The organism is Phenylobacterium sp. J426 (assembly GCF_024699945.1).
Classification (GTDB): domain Bacteria; phylum Pseudomonadota; class Alphaproteobacteria; order Caulobacterales; family Caulobacteraceae; genus Phenylobacterium.
The window spans coordinates 1,386,233-1,404,754 of the sequence record NZ_JAJOMY010000001.1 but is presented as its reverse complement, the minus strand read 5'-3'; the positions used below and the strand labels follow the sequence as shown (position 1 = coordinate 1,404,754).

Here is an 18,522-nt window from a genome sequence, read left to right as displayed (position 1 = left end):
CGCAAGGCGACTAGTCCTCGATGGGCATGCCGTAGAGCTCGAGCCGGTGGTCCACCAGCTTGTAGCCGAGCTTGCGGGCGATGGCCTCCTGGAGAGCCTCGATCTCGGGATCGACGAACTCCACCACCTTGCCGGTCTTCATGTCGATGAGATGGTCGTGGTGCTCGTCGGAGTGCTCCTCGTAGCGGGAGCGCCCGTCGCGGAAGTCCAGGCGGTCGATGATGCCGGACTCCTCGAACAGGCGGACAGTCCGGTAGACGGTCGCGATCGAGATGTGAGGGTCCACGGCGTGCGCGCGGCGGTGCAGCTCCTCGACGTCGGGATGGTCGCTGGAGGTCGAGAGCACGCGGGCGATCACCCGGCGCTGCTCGGTCATGCGCATGCCCTTTTCGACGCAGAGCTTTTCGATGCGGTCCGACACGGGCCCTCCAGTCCTTTGACGCAAGGATAGGTCTAGTGGCCTTGCGTTCCAAGGTCGAGACGCATGACCAGGGCGTCGGCGCGCCCCGCCGCGCCGCGGTCGTAGTAAGCCTTCCGGAGGCCCGCCCGCTCGAAGCCGAGGCCTTCGTAGAGACCGATGGCGGCGGCGTTGTCGACGTCCACCTCCAGGAAGGCCGCCTGCGCGCCGGACTCGCGCGCCAGGCCCAGCGCCGCGGTCATGAGCGCCTTGGCGACGCCCCGCCGGCGGGCCGGCGGCGGCACGGCGACGGTCAGGATCTCGGCCTCGCCGGCCAGCGCGCGGCAGAGCACCAGACCGAGCGGCGCTTCGGCCTCGGCCAGCAAGCCGAAAGCGCCCGAGCCGGCCATCAGCCTGACGAAGGCGGCTGTGTCCCAGGGGCGTTCGAAAGCCTGGGCGTGGAGCTTGGCCAGCAACGGCGCGTCCTCGGGCTCGGCGACGCGGAGCTTCATGCCGCCCGGCTCATTCGGGCGTGCGCCCGCCCGGCAGCTTGGCGTCGGGCGCCCGCAGGTAGAGCGGCTTCAGGGGCCCCGGCGCCCGCGCGGCTGCAAGCGCGGCCACCTTGCGGGCGTCGCAGCCCTCGGGCGCGAGGCGGCGCGCGTGCGGCGCCACGTCGGACAGCAGGGCGGCGCCGGAACCCACCAGCGTCAACGGCCGCCCCTGCGCGAGCTCCACCAGCCGGGCGGCGGCGGTCGAGATCGGCAGGACGTCGGGCGCCATCAGGGCGTGACCGCCGTCGAAGACCTGGAGATAGACCTGGTCGCGCCGGGCGTCGACGGCGGCCGCCACGAGGCCCTCGGCCTCGGCCGCCAGCGCCTCGAGCACGCCGACCGGCGCGGCCGGAACGCCCAGCGCCGAGCCCAGACCCTTGGCGAAGGCGACCCCGACGCGCAGGCCCGTGAACGAGCCCGGGCCCACGGTCGCGCCGATGCGCGCCAGCCGGTCGAAGGCGAGGCCGGCGTCAGCCATCGCCGCCTGGACCATCGGGGCGAGCCGTTCCTGGTGGCCGCGGGCCATGGCCTCCGCGCGATGCGCCAGAACCCGCTCGCCGTCCAGGACGGCGACCGAGCAGGCGTTCAGGCAGGTGTCGAGCCCCAGGACGATCATGCGGCGGGGTTAGCGGAAGGACGCGGCCTCCGCTAGCCGAGCGTCTGCTCCACCCGCGTCACTTCCGGAACGTAGTGCTTCAGCATGTTCTCCACGCCGGACTTCAGCGTGGCGGTCGAGGAGGGGCAGCCGGAACAGGCCCCGCGCATGTTCAGCCACACCACGCCGGTGTCGGGCTCGAACCTGTGGAACAGGATGTCGCCGCCGTCCTGGGCCACGGCCGGGCGGATGCGGGTGTCCAGCAGGTCCTTGATCTCGGCGACGATCTGGGCGGTCTCGCCCTCGTAGACGCCCTCGTCGTGGCCCCCGGCCTCGCCGCCCTCCTGCGCGAACAGCGCCCGGCCCGAGGTGAAGTGGTCCATGATCGCCGCCAGCACCGGCGCCTTCAGATGCGGCCAGTCGAACGACGGGTGCTTGCCGACGGTCAGGAAGTCCGGACCGAAGAACACCCGCTGCACGCCCTCGATGTCGAAGATGTCGGCGGCCAGGGGCGAGGCGGCGGCCTCCTCGGGCGAGCGGAAGTCCCGCGTGCCGTCGGCGAGCACCGCGCGCCCGGGCAGAAACTTGAGGACCTCGGGGTTCGGCGTGGCTTCGGTCTGGATGAACATGGGCCAGATGTGGCCCCGCGGCGGGTGCGGCGCAAGCGTTCCCGAAATCGCTCCTCTTCCGGGAAGGGGGGCGAGGCTAGCGGGACGCGTGAGGCGCCATGACCGGGCGGAAGCCGGCCCGGAGAGCCTTCTGCGGGCGCGAGGCTTGAATCACACGCACCCACCCTGCCCGCGGAGCTCATCCTCGGGCCGGCCATGCGGCCGGACCCGGAGGCGCGCTGTCCCTGCCCTAAAAGCGAAGGGGCTTCAGGCCAGGTCGGCGATTTCGGCGTCGGTAAGGTCGCCGGGCACGATGGTGACGGGGACCTTGCGGGCGCCCCAGCGCACGCCGTCCTTGGCGATCGAGGCGACGAGCGGGCCCGGCCCCCGTCCGCCGGCCGCGGCGGCCACCACGAGCACCTTGATGTCCTCGTCCTCGGACAGCACCTGCTTCAGGGCCGCCCGGGCGCCGTCGGCGTTGAGGATGAGGAACTCGGGCGGCAGGCCCGTCTCGGCCAGGACAAACTCGGCGGACTGCTGCAGCGAGGCCTCGGCCTCCTGACGCTGCTGGCGTTCGATCTCGTCACGCACGCCCGACCAGTGCTCGAACACCGCAGGCTCGATCCACCGCAGCAGGGCGACGTGGCCCCCGGTCGACCGCGCCCGCCGGCAGGCGAAGCGCAGCGCCGCCTGGAACTCCGGCGTGTCGTCGGCGACGACCAGGAACTTGCGCTTGCTGGTGCTCATGCGGGGACGGTGCGGCGCCCGGCTGCGGGAGGCAAGCGGGCGCCGCGCAGCCGGTCAGCCGGCCCAGTAGCCGACGAGGCGCTTGACCTCGGCCGTCACGGGCGCGGCGATCTCGCGGGCGCGGCGGGCGCCATCCTCCAGCACGCGGTCGATCTCGGCCGGATCGGCCAGCAGCCGGCGCATCTCGCCGCCGATCGGCGACATCACCGAGACCGCGAGATCGGCCAGCTTCGGCTTGAACGCCCCGAAGCCCTGGCCCGCGAACTCGGCCAGCACCTCGGCGTCCGTCTTGCCGGCCAGCGCCGCATAGATGCCCACCAGGTTCCTGGCTTCCGGCCGGCCTTCGAGGCCCTCAACGGTCTCGGGCAGCGGATCCGGATCGGTGCGCGCCTTGCGCACCTTGCCGGCGATGGCGTCGGCGTCGTCCGTCAGGTTGATGCGCGACTGATCCGACGGGTCCGACTTGGACATCTTGGCCGAGCCGTCCCGCAGGCTCATCACCCGCGCGCCCGGCCCCTGAGTCAGGGGCTCCGGCAGCGGGAAGAAGCCCGGCGCCCCGAAGTCGTTGTTGAACTTCTGGGCGATGTCGCGGGTCAGCTCCAGGTGCTGCTTCTGGTCGTCGCCGACCGGCACGTGGGTCGCCTTGTAGACCAGGATGTCGGCCGCCTGGAGCACGGGATAGGTGTACAGGCCGACGCTGGACCGCTCCTTGTGCTTGCCGCTCTTCTCCTTGAACTGGGTCATCCGGTCGAGCCAGCCGAGGCGGGCGACGCAGTTGAAGATCCAGGCGAGCTCTGCGTGCTCGGGCACCGCCGACTGAGCGAAGATGGCGGCCACCTTGGGATCGAGCCCGGTGGCGAGATAGGCGGCGGCGATCTCGCGGACCTGCTGCTTCAGCTTGGCCGGCTCCTGCCACACGGTGATGGCGTGCATGTCGGCGACGAAGATGAAGGTCGGCTGCTCGTGCTGCAGCCGGGCGAACTTGGCGAGCGCGCCGAGATAGTTGCCGAGGTGCAGGTCGCCCGTCGGCTGGACGCCGGAGAGCACGCGCTTGGGGCCCGCGTAGGGGGCGGGAGCTTGATCGGTCATGATGATGGGCTTCTGAGCGGATGGACGTGCGGGCGCAAGGCCCGGGCTTAGGATCGGGATCGGCGGCTCACGGCCGCCATCGCCAGCTGTTGCGCGTCCGCGTCGTCATGGCGGCGAGATAACCCGCCCGCGACTCCGGCGGCAACTAGAGATCCGGCGTGGCGACCGGCGCATCACCCTTGCGGCGGCGCAGCGCCGCGCGGGCCTCGGCCGGGGTGACGCCGCCGAAGGCGAACAGCAGGACCGGGTAGAGCAGGCCGCCGGCCAGGCAGACGAGGATGACGGCCAGCTCCTTGGAGCCCAGCGGCGCCTCGATCTGCGCCCGGAAGAGCGAGGCCACGAGGCACAAGGCGCCCAGGACGGCGGACGCGGCCGCGACCCTGACGATCTTGCCGATCGCGCGGGCCGAGGCCCGCCAGATGTCGGTCAGCCAGAGCCGGCTCACCATCTGGGCCACGGTGATCCACGACGCCGCTGCCGTGGCCAGGGCGATGCCCTCGAAGCCCAGGGTGTAGAAGAGGCCGACGCCCAGGACGATGTTCACGCCGATGGAGATCAGCGAATAGGTCATCGGCGTCCTGGTGTCGCCGCGGGCGAAGAAGGCGGGCTGCAGGATCTTGATCAGCACGAAGGCGGGCACGCCCCAGCCGTAGTGGAACAGCAGCCTGGCCGAGGCGGCGGCGTCGACGGCGGTGAAGGCGCCGCGCGAGAAGAAGGCGTCGAGCAGGAAGAACGGCATGGCCATCAGGGCTGCGGCCGCCGGCAGGCTGAGGGCCAGGCCGAAGACCACGGCCTGGTCCATGGCGCCCTGGGCGTCGTCGTGGTCGGCCCGCTGGATGGCGGTGGCGAGCCTCGGAAGCAGGGCCACCCCGATGGCCACGCCCACCAGGCTCAGCGGCAGTTGGTAGAAGCGCTCGGCGAAATTCAGCCAGGCGCGCATGCCGGCCACCTGGCTGGCGAGGATGGCCGAGATGAACAGGTTCAGCTGGGTGGCGCTGGAGGCGATGATCCCGGGCACCATGCGCCGGACCAGGGTGCGGATCTCGGGCGTCAGCTTCAGGCGCGAGGGGCGGATGCGGGCCCCGATGCGGCGCGCCCCCCACCAGCAGAGCGCCGCCTGGCTGACGCCGGCGACGATCACCCCGAACGAGGCCGCATAGGCCGCCGTCTCCGGGTCCCGCTGGGGCAGCACCGCCGCCAGCATCACGATGTTCAGGATGGTCGGGTAGAAGCCGTAGATGATGAAGCGGCCGCGGGCCTGCAGGACGCCGGCGAACAGCGACGCGATCACCATGCAGGGCAGGTAGGGCATGGTGATCTGGGTGAGCACCACCGCCAGCTTGAACTTCGCCGGATCCTCCAGGAAGCCGTAGCTGTAGACCATCATCAGCCAGGGCATGGCCAGCTGGCAGACGACGGTCAGCAGGACGGTGAAGGCCGCGACGGTGGCGAGGGCGTCGCCAGCGTAGCGGTCGGCGGCCTCCTGGCCCTCGCCTTCCAGCTTCTTCGCGTAGTCAGGGACGAAGGCGGCCGCGAAGGCCCCTTCGGCGAACATCCGCCGGAAGAGGTTCGGGAAGGTGAGCGCCGTATAGTAGGCGTCGGCCGCGATGGTCTGGCTGGCGCCCAGCCGGGCGGCGATGACCAGGTCGCGGGCCAGCCCCATGAAGCGGCTGACCAGCGTCAGCCCCGAATAGATCATCGACGACCGGATCAGGCCGCCCTTCTTCGGGGGGATGTCGCGGACGTTCTCGCTCACGGAGCTTTGCTCGGCGGCTTCGGGCAGAGCGTCAAGCGCGCGGGCGCTTGTGCGGCTTCCCGCCCTTCGGCGCCGGGCCACGGGCATTGTCGCGGCGCGGGCCCCGGTCGTTCCCACGGTCGTTTGATGCGCCCTTGCGATGCGCGGGCGGACCCTTGCGGGGCGGACCACTCCCGCGGCGGCGGGCGCTCGCCGGGCGGGCCGGACGGTTCGACGCGCATCTCGGCCTTGTCGTTGGCCGCAACGGCGGCGCGGAAGCGGCCTTCGGCCTCCTGGCTGATCTCGAACTTCGTCTCGCGGTCGAAGATGCGGATCTGGCCGATGTCCTTCTTGGTCACGTGGCCCAGACGGCAGATCAGCGGCACCAGCCACTTGGGATCGGCGCTCTGGCTGCGGCCGACCGGGAGGCGGAACCACACGCCGTCGCCGGCGATGACGTGGGGCTCGCGGGGCGGCCGTTCGCGCGGGCCGGCCCCTGGGCCGGGCCCCCGATCCGGGACCTGCTCGAACATCTCCTCCGGCTCGGGCAGGCGCTGGCGGTAGAGGCGCACCAGGGCGGCGGCCACGGCCTCGGGCGCGCGGCCCTCCAGCACCTTGCCAGCCAGGGCCAGGTCCTCGTCGGACGGCGCGTCGGTGAGGATCGGGTCCTCCAGCATCCGGACCTGGTCGCGTTCGCGGATCTCCTCGACCGTCGGGGCGCCGGACCAGGTGACGTCGACGCCCGCCGCGTTCAGCAGCATCTCGGCCTTGCGCCGGCGCGTGTAGGGGACGAGCAGCACCGAGACGCCCTTGCGGCCCGCGCGGCCGGTCCGGCCCGAGCGGTGCAGCAGGGTCGCCTTGTTCACCGGCAACTCGGCGTGAATGACGAGGCCGAGATCGGGCAGGTCGAGGCCGCGGGCGGCGACGTCGGTGGCGACGCAGGCGCGGGCATGGCCGTCGCGCAGCGACTGCAGAGCGTCGGAGCGTTCCTTCTGGCCCATCTCGCCCGACAGCGCGACGACCGGGAAACCGCGCTCCCGCAGCGAGCCGTACAGGTGGCGCACCGCCTCGCGGGTAGCGCAGAAGATCAGGGCGCTGGGGCTTTCGAAATAGCGCAGGACGTTGACGACGGCGTTCTCGAGCTCGTTCGGCGCGATGCGGACGGCGCGGTATTCGATGTCGCCATGCGGCTCGTCCCGGCGCACGGTGTCGATGCGCAGCGCGTCCTGCTGGTAGCGGCGGGCGAGCGTGACGATGTCCTTGGCGAGCGTCGCCGAGAACAGGAAGGTGCGGCGCGTGTCGGGCGTCGCATCCAGGATTTCCTCCAGGTCCTCGCGGAAGCCCAGGTCGAGCATCTCGTCGGCCTCGTCGAGGACGACCACCTTCAGGGCCGAGAGATCGAGGTTGCCGCGCTCCAGATGGTCGCGCAGGCGGCCGGGGGTGCCGACGACGATGTGGCAGCCGGCGGCGAGCGCCCGCTGCTCGCGGCGGGCGTCCATGCCGCCGACGCAGGTGACGATCCGCGCGCCGGCCTCGGCGTAGAGCCACTCCAGCTCGCGGGCGACCTGCAGGGCGAGCTCGCGCGTCGGCGCCACGGCCAGCGCCAGCGGCTGCTCGGCCGGGCCGAAGCGCTCGGCCTCGTCCAGCAGGACGGGCGCGGCGGCGAGGCCGAACGCCACGGTCTTGCCCGAACCGGTCTGGGCCGAGACCAGCAGGTCGCGGCGGGGTTCGGCCTCGAGGATGGCGGCCTGGACGGGGGTGGGCTCGGCATAGCCGCGCGCAGCGAGGGCCCGGCTGAGCGCCGGGTGCGTATCGGGGAAGGGCATCGTTGGGGTCCTTTAGCGCGCGACGCTGGCGCGGGCGCGCTGCAAATTGGCGCGGCGGGCCTGACCGGTCTCGGCCTCGGCTTCGGTGAGCGCATTGAGAAGGGCGGACTTCAGGGCGTTGCCCTTCCGCGCGTCGGTGAGTTTGCGGCCGGTTTCATCGACCACGTAGAAGGCGTCGACCGCGCGCTCGCCATAGCCGTCGATGTGCGCCGAGACAATCGAGAGCCCGGCGTCGGAGATGCGCCGGGCCAGCGCCGCCAGCAGGCCAGGCCGGTCACGGCCGGAGGCCTCCACCACCGTGGAGGTCTCGGAGGCCTCGTTGTCGAGCATGACGGTGGGGGGTGATGGCGAAGGCGGCGGCGCGGCCGAGATCCGCACTGCGGCGAGGCTCGCGCGGCTGCGGCGCGCCCCGCGCCGCCGCGGCCAGGGCCTCTGCCAATCTCGGCAGGGCGCGCGCATCATGGGCGCCGAAGGGCGCCCCACCGCATCCTGCACATAGAAGACGTCGAGCGCCTGGCCGGAGCGCGAGGTGAAGACCCGGGCGCCCACGACGTTGGCCCCGGCGGCGGTCAGCTCCTCGGCCAGGTCCACGAACAGCCGCGGGCGGTCGGCGGCGGCCACCACGACCTCGGCGGCGTTCAGATCGGTGCGGATGCGGCCCTCAGCGGCGGAGGGCTGGGCGCGGCGGGCGAGGCGGGCGTGGGCCGCGACCTCGGCCTCGGAGAAGGCGGTGAAGTAGGCGTCCTCCATGGCGTCGGCCCAGGGTTCGGCGTCCGGGTCGGCCTTGGCCAGGTTCACGCGGGCGTCGTAGGCGGCGTTCTCCTGGTAGCGCTTGAGCGCCGCGGCGGCGTCCGAGCCGCGGCCGCCGCGGAAGACCGCCTCGGTGGCCGAGTAGAGCTCGCGCATCAGCTGCCCCTTCCAGCCATTCCAGACGCCCGGCCCGACGGCGCGGATGTCGGCGACGGTCAGCACCAGCAGCAGGCGCAGGCGCTCGGGCGTCTGAACGATGCGGGCGAAGTCGGCGACGGTGCGCGGATCGGAGACGTCGCGCTTCTGGGCGTAGTCGCTCATCACCAGATGGTGCTCGACCAGCCAGGCGACCAGCTCGATCTTGGAGCGCTCGAGCCCCAGGCGCTCGCCGGCCTGGCGCGCGGCCCGGGCGCCGGCCACCTCCTGGCCGCCGGCCCCGCCCTTGCCGGTGTCGTGCAGCAGCATGGCCAGGAACAGCGCCTCGCGGTCCGCGATCAGGGGCATGATCTGCACCGCCAGCGGATGGTCGTCGGCCAGCCGCCCGGCGGCGATGTCGGCGATGACGCCGACGGCCCGCAGGGTGTGCTCGTCCACCGTGTACGAGTGGTACATGTTGAACTGCATCTGGGCGACGATGCGGCCCCACTCCGGGATGAAGCGGCCGAGCACGCCGGTCTCGTTCATCAGCGCCAGGGTGGTGCGCGGATCGCGGCCGCGCGCCAGGATGTCGAGGAACACCTTGGCGGCGTGGCGGTCGCGGCGCACCGCCGAGGTGATCAGGCCGGTCGCCCGCGAGGCGGCGGTGAAGGCGTCGGGGTGCAGGTCGAGATTGCGCTGGTCGGCGATGCGGAACAGGCGCAGCAGGTTGACCGGATCGTGCTCGAAGACGCCGGGGTCGACGTCCAGACGGCCGCCGATCTCGTGGAAGCCCGGCTCGTCCAGCGGCTTGCGCTTGACGGACCGGCCGGGGATGAACCGGCTGATGCCCCGGGGCGCCGTCTTGACCCGGTCGGCCTCCAGCTTGGCGGCGAAGACGCGGGTCAGGGAGCCGACGTCCTTGGCGAACAGGAAGTAGCGCCGCATGAACCGCTCGACGGCCGGGGCGTCGCCGCGGTCGCCGTAGCCCATCCGCCGGGCGATCTCGGGCTGCAGGTCGAAGGTCAGGCGCTCCTCGGGGCGGCCGGTGGCGAAGTGCAGGTGGCAGCGGACCGCCCAAAGGAAATCCAGCGCCCGGATGAACGTGGAGACCTCGCGCCGTTCGAAGATGGCGAGCTGCATCACCTTCTCCAGGCTCTCGCCGGGATGCAGGTACTGGGCGATCCAGAAGAGGGTGTTGAGGTCGCGCAGGCCGCCCTTCCCCTCCTTCACGTTCGGCTCGACCATGTAGCGGCTGGCGCCGGCGCGGGCGTGGCGGTCGTCGCGCTCCTTGAGCTTGGCGGCGACGAACTCGGCGCCGGTGCCCTTCACCACCTCGTTGCGGAAGCGCTCGATCAGCTCGTCCGCGAGCTCCTCGTCGCCGGTCAGCCGGCGGGCCTCGAGGATCGAGGTGCGGATGGTGAAGTCCTCGCGGGACAGCTTCACGCACTCGTCGATGGTGCGCGAGGCATGGCCGACTTTGAAGCCCAGGTCCCACAGGGCGTAGAGCATGAATTCGATCACGCTCTCGGTGTGGGCGGTCTGCTTGTAGGGGCGCACGAACAGAAGATCGATGTCGGAGAACGGCGCGAGCGTGCCGCGGCCGTAGCCGCCCACCGCCATCAGCGCGAGGCGCTCGCCCTCGGTGGGGTTGCGGGCGCGGAAGACGTGGACGGTGGTGAAGTCGTAGAGCGCCGAAACCACCTCGTCGGTGACGCCGGACAGCAGACGGGCGGTCTCGATGCCGCCGGCGCCGTTCTCCAGCCGCTCCTTGGCGATCATCCGGCCGCGGAACAGCGCGCCCTTCAGGATCTCCAGCGCCGCGCGGCGCTGGGCCGCCTCGTCGCCGATATGCTCGAGCGCGGCGGTGGACAGCTGGCTGCGCAGCTTCACGCCGTCGACGACGTATTCGATCTGGGTGGGCTTCAGGCGGGGCGGCATGTGGCGCTGATATAGTCGATCTAGAGCGTTCGCGCTTGCGGCGCGATATCCGCCCAGAACGCCTCGAGCATCGGCCGGAAGGCGGCGTAGGACCAGCGGCGCGCCGTCTCGAAGCCCGCCTGCCGCATGCGCTCGAGCGCGGGCCCGCCGCCGACGACCAGATCGGCGGCGCTGGCCAGAGCGTCGGCGGCGGCTTCGCAGTCGTCGTCCTCGGCCCAGAAGCCGTTGGCGTCGTCGGAGTGCTCGCGCCCGCCGACGCCGCGGAACCCGGCGCAGATCGCGCCGGACGCCATAGCCTCCAGAGGCGTCATCGGGGCGGCTTCCATCCGGCTGAGGCAGAGGAACAGCGCGCTGGTCCCGAACGCCTCCGCCACCTCGGCCTCGGTGGCCTCGTTGAGCTCGATCCACGGGACGCCGGCATGGCGCGGGTGCATCTTCCGGAGCATCGTTTGGATGACCTTGGCTTCGCCCGGCCGCTTGCGCGGGGTGAGCGCGATGGCCAGGCGGCGTCCCTCGCGCGGCCGGAAGACCCGCTCGTCCGCAAAGGACTGCACCACCTCGACCCGGGCCTGCGGGTAGAGCCGCCGGACGGTGTCGCCGCAGACGCGCCCGGGCGTGACGAAGATCGGGAATCGCTCGGGCGGGAACCGGTCGACGCCCGCGAAACCGTGGCTCGCGAGCCCGAACTGGTTCTGGCAGAAGACCACGCACTGGAGCGGAAACCCCGACGCCTCGGCCAGGGCGTTGCTGGCGTCCTCGGGGATGACCAGGATGTCGCCGCGGCGGAAGCTCGAGCCGCGCTCGATCGGACAGCGGTGCTCGATCCACTCGAAGCCTACGGCGTCGGCCGGCGTCCAGACGGCAGCGTCGAAGCCCAGTTCGCGCAGCGTCTCCACATGCCGCAGGATCATCTTGTGCCCGCCGGCCACGCGGCCGGCCGGGAACGCGAGATAGAGGATCCGGCTCATCGTCCTCGACTAGGAGAGGCGGCGGCGGCCCGCAAGCGTCGCGTCTCCGGCGATGCGACCGCGGCGATCAGGCCAGCAGGCCCTTGAGGCGGTAGAGGGCGTCCATGGCTTCGCGGGGGCTCATGCCGTCGACGTCGAGGGCCTCAAGGGCTTCCTCGACCTTGGACGGACCGAAGCGCGCCTCGGGCTCGGCGATGGCGGCGAAGAGGGGCAGGTCCTCGAGGTGCGCAGGCGCGCCGGCCTCGCGTTCCAGGCGCTCCAGAACCTGCTTCGCGCGGGCGACGACGGCGGGCGGCACGCCGGCGAGCTTGGCGACCTGAACGCCGTAGGAGCGGTCGGCGGGGCCGGGGCCGGCCTCGTGCAGGAAGATCAGGTCGCCGTTCCACTCCTTGGCCTTGAGGGACAGGTTGGAGACATAGGCCAGCCGGCCCTCCAGCACCGCGAGCTCGTGGTAGTGCGTCGCGAACAGCGCCCGGCAGCGGTTGGTCTCGTGCAGCTGCTCGACGCAGGCCCAGGCGATGGCGAGGCCGTCGTAGGTGGCGGTTCCGCGGCCGATCTCGTCGAGGATCACCAACGACCGCGGCGTGGCCTGGGTGAGGATGGCGGCGGTCTCGACCATCTCCAGCATGAAGGTGGAGCGGCCGCGGGCCAGGTCGTCGCCGGCGCCGACGCGGCTGAACAGGCGGTCGACCACGCCGATGCGCAGCTTCCTCGCCGGCACGAAGCAGCCCGCCTGGGCAAGCACGGCCAGCAGGGCGTTCTGGCGCAGGAAGGTCGACTTACCGGCCATGTTCGGGCCGGTGACGATGGAGAGCCTCGCCGAAACCACGCCCGCGCCGTCCAGCCGGCAGTCGTTCGGCGTGAAGGCCTCGCCGGCCCGGCGCACGGCGGCCTCGACCACGGGGTGACGAGCGGCCTCGGCCTCGAAGGCGGTGGAGCGGTCGACGAGAGGCCGCGTCGCGCCGACGTCCTCGGCCCACTCGGCGAGGCCGGAGGCGACGTCGAGGCGCGCGGCGGCCTCGGCCGCGGCCTGGAGGTCGGCGGCCACGGCGATGGCCGCGCCACGCCAGGCTTCGAAGGTGTCGACCTCGATGGCCAGGGCGCGTTCGGCCGCCTGGGCGATCTTCGCATCCAGCTCGGCGAGCTCGACGGTGGTGAAGCGGACCTGGTTGGCGAGCGTCTGGCGGTGGATGAAGGTCGCGTTCAGCGGCGGCTGCATCAGCGGCTCGGCCGCCTTGGCGGTGCATTCCACGAAATAGCCGAGGACGGCGTTGTGCCGGACTTTCAGCGCGACGCCGCTGTCCTCGGCGAGGCGGGCCTCCAGCGCGGCGATGACCCGCCGGCTGTCGTCGCGCAGCGCGCGGGCCTGATCGAGCTCGGGGCGGACACCGTCAGCGACGAAGCCGCCGTCGCGGGCGAGCGCCGGCAGGTCGGTCCCGAGGCCGGCGGTCAGCAGGTCGCGGAAGTCGGCCAGCGCCGGACGCTTCGACAGGTCGAGGGCCTCGACGGCCTCGGCAATCTCGGCCGGCAGCTCCACCAGCGGGTTCGTCTTGGCGAACAGTCCGGCCACCGCGTCGGCGGTGGTCAGGCCGTCGCGCAAGGCGCCGAGATCGCGCGGCCCGCCGCGGCCGAGCGCGAGGCGCGACAGGCCGCGGGCCATGTCGGGGAGGCGCTGCAGGCACTCGCGCAGCTTCTGCCGGGTGGGGCGCGCCTCGCAGAACCAGGCGACGGCGTCGAGGCGGGCGTCGATGGCGGCGGGGTCCAGCAGCGGCCGGGCCAGGCGCGAGGCCAGCAGGCGGGCGCCCGGCGCGGTGATCGTCCGGTCGATGGCGGCGAGCAGCGAGCCGTCGCGGGCGCCGGACTGGGTGCGCTCGATCTCCAGGCTGTTCCGCGTCGCCGGGTCGATGACCATGACGTCGGCCTCGCCCGCGCGGCGCGGCGGCGAGAGCGCGGGGACCTTGCCGGCCTGGGTCGTCTCGAGGTGGGCGGCGATGAGGCCGAGCGCCGAGACCTCGGCGCCGGAGAGCTGGCCGAAGCCGTCCAGGGTCTCGACGCCATAGAGGCGCTTCAGCCGGGTCTCGGAGGCGGAGGGCTCGGCGAGCGCCGAGGGCAGCGGCTGCACGAAACCGCCGGCCGCCTTGAGCGCGGCGTTGACGCCCTCGTCCGAGAACAGGCGGTCCGGGACCAGAATTTCGGAGGGCCCAAGCGCGGCGAGGGTCGAGGCGAGGCCCGACAGCGTGACCGCCATGCACTCCACCTCGCCGGTCGAGAGCTCGACGCTGGCGACGGCGGCGGCGCCCGCCCGCACGGAAATGGCCGCCAGGCGGTTCGCGCCCCGGGCGTCCAGCAGGCCGTCCTCGGTCAGCGTGCCCGGCGTGACCACACGGACCACATCGCGGCGGACCACGGACTTCGAGCCGCGCTTCTTCGCCTCCGACGGGTCCTCCAGCTGTTCGCAGAGCGCCACCTTGAAGCCGGCGCGCACCAGCTTGGCGAGATAGGCCTCCATGGCGTGCGCCGGGACACCGGCCATGGGGATCGGCTGGCCGGCGTGCTGGCCGCGGGCGGTGAGCGTGATGCCGAGCGCGGCGGCCGCCTTCTGGGCGTCCTCGAAGAAGAGCTCGTAGAAGTCGCCCATCCGGAAGAAGACCAGCGCATCGGGCTGGCGCGCCTTGGCGTCGAAGAACTGCGCCATGACCGGCGAGGGCGCCGGCGGCGGGATCGGGGACGGCGGTGGGGGCGGGCGCGTTCATAGGTTGCGCGGACGTTAACGGGTCGGCTTGAGTCCCGCGACCCCTTGAACCCGCCCGAGAGAACGCCAAGCTGTGGATTGATGCCGCAGCCCGCGCTCGCGCCCGCCTTTGTGGTCTTCCCGCCCGGCCCCGCCGACGCTGAAGCCCTGGCCTACGTCCACGTCCAGAGCTGGCGGGAGACCTACAACGGCCTGTTGCCGGCCGGCTATCTCGCCCGGATGAGCGAGGTCGCCCTGGCGCGGCGCTTCCACAGGCAGCTTGGGGCGGGCCCGGGCCTGGCCCCCGCGATCACCTTGGCCGCCGCCGACCGGTTCGGCCTGGTGGGCTACGCCCAGGCCGGGCCGTCGCGCCGGGGCGTTCCCGGCGAGGGCGAGATCAGCGTGCTCTACCTCCTGAGCTCAGCGCAGGGCCGCGGCCTCGGACGCCGGCTGCTGACCGAGACCGCCCGGGCGCTGGCGGCGCAGGGCGCGACGTCGCTGATGATCTCGGTGCTGCGCGAGAATTTCGGCGCGCGCGGCTTCTACGAGCATCTCGGCGGCGTGGCCGAGCCCGCGCGGCGCGAACCGGGGCCCGGCGGGACGCTGCTTTATGAGGTGGCGTATCGGTGGGGGGGATATCGGGAAGCTCACGGAGTAGCTCTTACCTCCCCCGCGCAGCGGCGGGAGGGGGACCGTCGGCCGGGCCGCAGGCGGAGAGCCGATGGTGGAGGGGGCGAGCGGCTGCGCCTGAGGCCCGCCCCCGCCACCATTCGCTCTTCAGCCCGCTTGCGCGGGCCTCGGCGAACGGTCCCCCTCCCGCCATCGCTGCGCGACGGGGGAGGTGAGCTGCTGACAGACTGCTGTCAACAGAGCTGGGCCATAGTCCTTCGACATGAGGAGGACGGGCCATGCTGAAGACGTTCGAGGGGAGGGGGACCGTCGGCCGGGGGTCCCGCCTGCCGGATCTGCGCCCGGCCATGACTCCCCCCACCCGGCGCGCCTGCGGCGCGGCCACCCTCCCCTGAAGGGGAGGGACTAGACCGCGTTCGCCTCTTCCGCGGCATAGGTCAATGAGACGAAGATGTCCTCCAGATCGGGATCTTCGGTGGCGATGTCCTTGATGTGCAGGCCGGACGCGCGGATCGCGGCGAGCACCTGTTCCACGCTGGACTGGCCGGTGCGATAGCTCACCGAGAAGCCGCCGCCCTTGCCGAGCTTGGTCTCGAAGCCGGGAAGGACGGGCGCGGCGGTCAGAGGCTCCTCCGGCGTCACCAGCACGTTTCGGGTGTCCATCCGGCGCAGCAGCGTCGTCGTGGGCTCGCAGGCGACGACCTGGCCGCGGTTGATGATGGCGATCTGGTCGCAGAGCTCCTGGGCCTCTTCCAGGTAGTGGGTCGTGAGCACGATGGTCACGCCCTTGCGGTTGAGCTCCAGCACATAGTTCCAGAGCTGGCGGCGCAGCTCCACATCGACGCCGGCGGTGGGCTCGTCGAGGATCAGCACCGGCGGGTTGTGGACCATGGCCTTGGCGACCATGAGCCGGCGCTTCATGCCGCCGGAGAGCTGGCGGACATAGGCCTTGGCCTTGTCGGCGAGCCCGAGGGCGGCCAGCAGCTCGTCGGTGCGGCGTTCGGATTTCGGCACGGCGTACATGCCGGCGGCGACTTCGAGGGCTTCGCGCGGCGTGAAGAACGGGTCGGCGGCGATCTCCTGCGGCACCACGCCGATGGCGGCGCGGGCGTCGCGCGGCCGCTGGTCGATGTCGCGGCCCCAGATCGAGACCGTGCCCGAGGTCTTGCGGGTCAGGCCGGCCAGGATGTTGATGAAGGTGGACTTGCCGGCGCCGTTCGGCCCCAGCAGGCCGAAGATCGAACCGCGGGGGATGGCCAGGTCGATCCCCTTGAGCGCCCGCATCTCGGGCGTGGTCTTGGTGGCGGCGTAGGTCTTGACCAGGCCCTTGGCCTCGATCGCGTATTCCGGAAGGTCCATGATCACCTGTCGTTGACGGCGAAAGCCGCGGTCGCATAGGTAGGCCCGCGCCGCGTCCGAGCCAAGCATGCGGCCGCCTAGAGGTTCAGATCAGGCCATGGCCCGCAAACTCGTCAGCGCGAAGAGCGCCAAAGCCCAGAAGCAGCCGGAGCCGATGCCGGCCAAGCCGGCGCTGACGCCCGACTTCCCCGCGCCGGAAACGATCATCGTCCGGTCGGGCCGGGTCGCCTGCGACGGCGTCGGCGGCGCTCTGGGCCATCCGCGCGTGTGGCTGGAGATGGGCGAGGCGAGCTTCGTCGAGTGCCCGTACTGCGACCGCCGCTTCGTGCTGGCTGCAGGTTCGGAAGGCCCTGAGGACGAGCGGCTGGCGCCGGGCGTGTACGAGGGCCCGCACGGGCACTGAGCGTTCTCAGCCCTCCTCTTCAGGGGAGGGTGGCGAGGCGAAGCCTCGTCGGGTGAGGGGGCCGTGACCGGGCGCTGGGCCTGCCAAGAGGTCCCTCCTGCTCACCCGAGCTTGAATGACACTCCCCACCCTGGCCGCTTCGCGGCCTGTCCCTCCCCTGAAGAGGAGGGACTGATGCGCTCTACACCCTGAGCGGCATCAGGATGTACTGAACGTCGGCGTCGGCGGGATCGAGGATCAGGGCCGGGTCGTTGGGGCCGCCGAAACGCAGCTCCGCCTGCTCACCCGAGATCTGGTCGGTGACGTCCAGCAGGTAGCGGGCGTTGAACGACAGTTCGAAGGGCTCGCCGTCGTAGTCGATCTCGAGCTCTTCCACCGCCTGGCCGGCTTCCATGTTGCGCACCGTCAGCACGACGCGGCCGGCCTCGATGGCCATGCGCACCGAACGGCTCTTCTCGGCCGAGATGGTGGCCACGCGGTCGACGGCCTGGGCGAACAGCTTGGCGTCGACCATGACCGTGCGGTTGTTGTCCTTGGGGATGACGCGCGCATAGTCGGGGAAGTTGCCGTCGATGACCTTCGACGTCAGGGCGGCGCCGCCCAGCTCGAAGCGGATCTTCTGGGGACTGACCTGCAGTTCGACGCTCTCGCCGGCGTCCTCCAGCAGGCGGCGCGCCTCGCCGACCGTCTTGCGGGGCACGATGACGCCCGGCGCGCCGGCCGAGCCCTCGGGCGCGGGCATGTCGGCCAGCGCCAGCCGCGACCCGTCGGTGGCCACGGCGCGCAGGCGCGGCGAGCCGTCCACCACCACCGTGTGGAGATAGAGGCCGTTCAGGTAGTAGCGGGTCTCTTCCGCCGAGATGGCGAAGCGGGTCTTGTCGATCAGCCGGATCAGGTCGTTGACGTCGACGGCCACCGAGCCGCCGAAACCCTCCGACGACATGACCGGGAAGTCGCCGGCCGGCAGCACCGGCAGGTTGAAGCGCGAGCGGCCGGCCTGGACCGTTAGCCGCGGGTCCTCGCCCGTGAAGCTGAGCGAGACGTCGGCGCCTTCCGGCAGCTTGCGGACGATCTCGTACAAGGTGTGCGCCGGGGCGGTGATCTGGCCGGGCTGGTCGACCTGGGCCATGGCCTCGTCGACGATCTCCATGTCGAGGTCGGTGGCCGAGAAGGTCAGGCGATCGCGCTCGGCCGACAACAGCACGTTCGACAGGATCGGGATGGTGTTGCGGCGCTCCACCGCGCTCTGCACGTGGCCCAGGGCCCGGAGCAGCGCGGCGCGTTCGATCGTCAGCTTCATTCTTAGGTCCCGGCTCGCCTTTTGCGGCCGGCGCGAATCAGCAACGCCGGCCCACACCCCGAAAGGAAGGGACTTGCGACATTAGCCAAAATCCCCCTCGGGGGAAGAGGGCCGGCGGGCTTTAGGCGCGGGTGTCCACAGACCCGCCAGACCCGGGGGCCTGATCGCCATCCTCGTTGGCGGCGTAGGGGTTCGACCCACCGTCGCCACCGCCGCCCGACGAGGCCGCGCCGGCGCCTTTCGCGGCGACCACGACCATGGCCGGACGGACGAGGCGGCCCAGCAGCTCGTAGCCGGGCTGCAGCACCTGGATGACGCCGCCGGGGGTCACGTCGGTCCCGGGCTGCTCCATCATCGCCTGGTGCTTGTGCGGGTCGAACTTCTCGCCCTTGGCCGGGTCGATCTTCTTGAGCCCGTTGCGCTCGAAGGCGCCCAGCAGCTCCTTGGCCGTCATCTCGATGCCGACGACGAAGTTCTTCACGGGCGCGTCGGGATGGTCGGTGGGCGCGGCGGTCATCGCGCGGTCGAGGTTGTCGGCGACGCCCAGCAGGTCGCGGGCGAACTTCTGGATCGCGTAGGCGCGGGCGTCGTTGGCCTCGCGCTCGGCGCGGCGCTTGGTGTTCTCGGCCTCGGCGGCGTAGCGGAGCACCTGGTCCTTGAGCCCCTGGTTCTCGGCCTTCAGCGCCTCGAGCTCGGCGCCGTCGAAGTCGAAGCCGTCGTTCGGATCTTCGGGCGGGGTGTTGTCTTCGGACATGTC

16 protein-coding genes are annotated in these 18,522 nt (G+C 71.9%); 2 read left to right on the top strand and 14 right to left on the bottom strand.

Going from position 1 to position 18,522, the window contains the following annotated elements; genetic code table 11:
* Positions 1-10: 10 nt before the first annotated feature.
* The 11 genes from LRS10_RS07355 to mutS form a co-directional block, all read right to left on the bottom strand.
* On the bottom strand, positions 11-382 hold the full coding sequence (locus tag LRS10_RS07355; protein ID WP_257839107.1) for a Fur family transcriptional regulator: 372 nt from the start codon (positions 380-382) through the stop codon (positions 11-13).
* 71 nt (positions 383-453) lie between these two features.
* Entirely contained in the window at positions 454-909 is a 456-nt protein-coding gene (locus LRS10_RS07350) for a GNAT family N-acetyltransferase (protein ID WP_257836677.1), read from the bottom strand.
* 10 nt (positions 910-919) lie between these two features.
* Entirely contained in the window at positions 920-1,564 is a 645-nt protein-coding gene (gene tsaB / locus LRS10_RS07345) for a tRNA (adenosine(37)-N6)-threonylcarbamoyltransferase complex dimerization subunit type 1 TsaB (protein ID WP_374569624.1), read from the bottom strand.
* Between the two features lie 32 nt (positions 1,565-1,596).
* Positions 1,597-2,172 carry a NifU family protein gene (locus LRS10_RS07340; RefSeq protein WP_257836676.1) on the bottom strand — a complete coding sequence of 192 codons (576 nt, stop codon included), beginning with the start codon at positions 2,170-2,172 and terminating at the stop codon, positions 1,597-1,599.
* Positions 2,173-2,418: 246 nt separating this feature from the next.
* Positions 2,419-2,898: a universal stress protein gene (locus LRS10_RS07335; RefSeq protein ID WP_257836675.1), complete on the bottom strand. Its 480-nt coding sequence runs from the start codon at positions 2,896-2,898 to the stop codon at positions 2,419-2,421.
* A 54-nt stretch (positions 2,899-2,952) separates the two neighbouring features.
* The gene (gene trpS / locus LRS10_RS07330) at positions 2,953-3,987 is read right to left on the bottom strand and encodes a tryptophan--tRNA ligase (RefSeq protein WP_257836674.1); all 1,035 of its coding nucleotides are present in this window, start codon (positions 3,985-3,987) and stop codon (positions 2,953-2,955) included.
* 145 nt (positions 3,988-4,132) lie between these two features.
* The gene (gene murJ / locus LRS10_RS07325; RefSeq protein WP_257836673.1) at positions 4,133-5,743 is read right to left on the bottom strand and encodes a murein biosynthesis integral membrane protein MurJ; all 1,611 of its coding nucleotides are present in this window, start codon (positions 5,741-5,743) and stop codon (positions 4,133-4,135) included.
* Positions 5,740-7,548 (bottom strand): DEAD/DEAH box helicase, encoded by a 1,809-nt coding sequence (locus tag LRS10_RS07320; protein ID WP_257836672.1) that lies wholly within the window; start codon positions 7,546-7,548, stop codon positions 5,740-5,742. The genes murJ and LRS10_RS07320 overlap by 4 nt, the downstream gene beginning before the upstream one ends.
* Positions 7,549-7,560: 12 nt before the next feature.
* Entirely contained in the window at positions 7,561-10,374 is a 2,814-nt protein-coding gene (locus LRS10_RS07315) for a [protein-PII] uridylyltransferase (protein WP_257836671.1), read from the bottom strand.
* A gap of 20 nt (positions 10,375-10,394) precedes the next feature.
* Entirely contained in the window at positions 10,395-11,342 is a 948-nt protein-coding gene (locus LRS10_RS07310; RefSeq protein ID WP_257836670.1) for a glycosyltransferase, read from the bottom strand.
* Between the two features lie 67 nt (positions 11,343-11,409).
* Positions 11,410-14,037 (bottom strand): DNA mismatch repair protein MutS, encoded by a 2,628-nt coding sequence (gene mutS, locus LRS10_RS07305; protein ID WP_257836669.1) that lies wholly within the window; start codon positions 14,035-14,037, stop codon positions 11,410-11,412.
* A 138-nt stretch (positions 14,038-14,175) separates the two neighbouring features.
* On the opposite strand from mutS, the gene LRS10_RS07300 reads away from it, so the two are divergent.
* Entirely contained in the window at positions 14,176-14,988 is an 813-nt protein-coding gene (locus LRS10_RS07300; RefSeq protein WP_257836668.1) for a GNAT family N-acetyltransferase, read from the top strand.
* A 120-nt stretch (positions 14,989-15,108) separates the two neighbouring features.
* Here the strand turns inward: LRS10_RS07300 and LRS10_RS07295 are convergent, their stop codons facing one another.
* Positions 15,109-16,062 carry an ABC transporter ATP-binding protein gene (locus LRS10_RS07295; RefSeq protein ID WP_257839105.1) on the bottom strand — a complete coding sequence of 318 codons (954 nt, stop codon included), beginning with the start codon at positions 16,060-16,062 and terminating at the stop codon, positions 15,109-15,111.
* A gap of 154 nt (positions 16,063-16,216) precedes the next feature.
* Here LRS10_RS07295 and LRS10_RS07290 point away from each other — a divergent pair, with 154 nt between their 5' ends.
* Positions 16,217-16,465, top strand: coding sequence for a zinc-finger domain-containing protein (locus LRS10_RS07290; RefSeq protein ID WP_257839104.1), 249 nt, complete (start codon positions 16,217-16,219; stop codon positions 16,463-16,465).
* A 181-nt stretch (positions 16,466-16,646) separates the two neighbouring features.
* Here LRS10_RS07290 and dnaN read toward each other — a convergent pair whose 3' ends face one another.
* Complete coding sequence (gene dnaN / locus LRS10_RS07285; RefSeq protein ID WP_257836667.1) at positions 16,647-17,765, bottom strand: DNA polymerase III subunit beta; 1,119 nt, start codon at positions 17,763-17,765, stop codon at positions 16,647-16,649.
* Positions 17,766-17,886: 121 nt separating this feature from the next.
* A complete protein-coding gene (gene grpE, locus LRS10_RS07280) occupies positions 17,887-18,519 on the bottom strand; it encodes a nucleotide exchange factor GrpE (RefSeq protein WP_257836666.1) in 633 nt (210 codons plus the stop codon).
* Between the last annotated feature and the right edge of the window lie 3 nt (positions 18,520-18,522).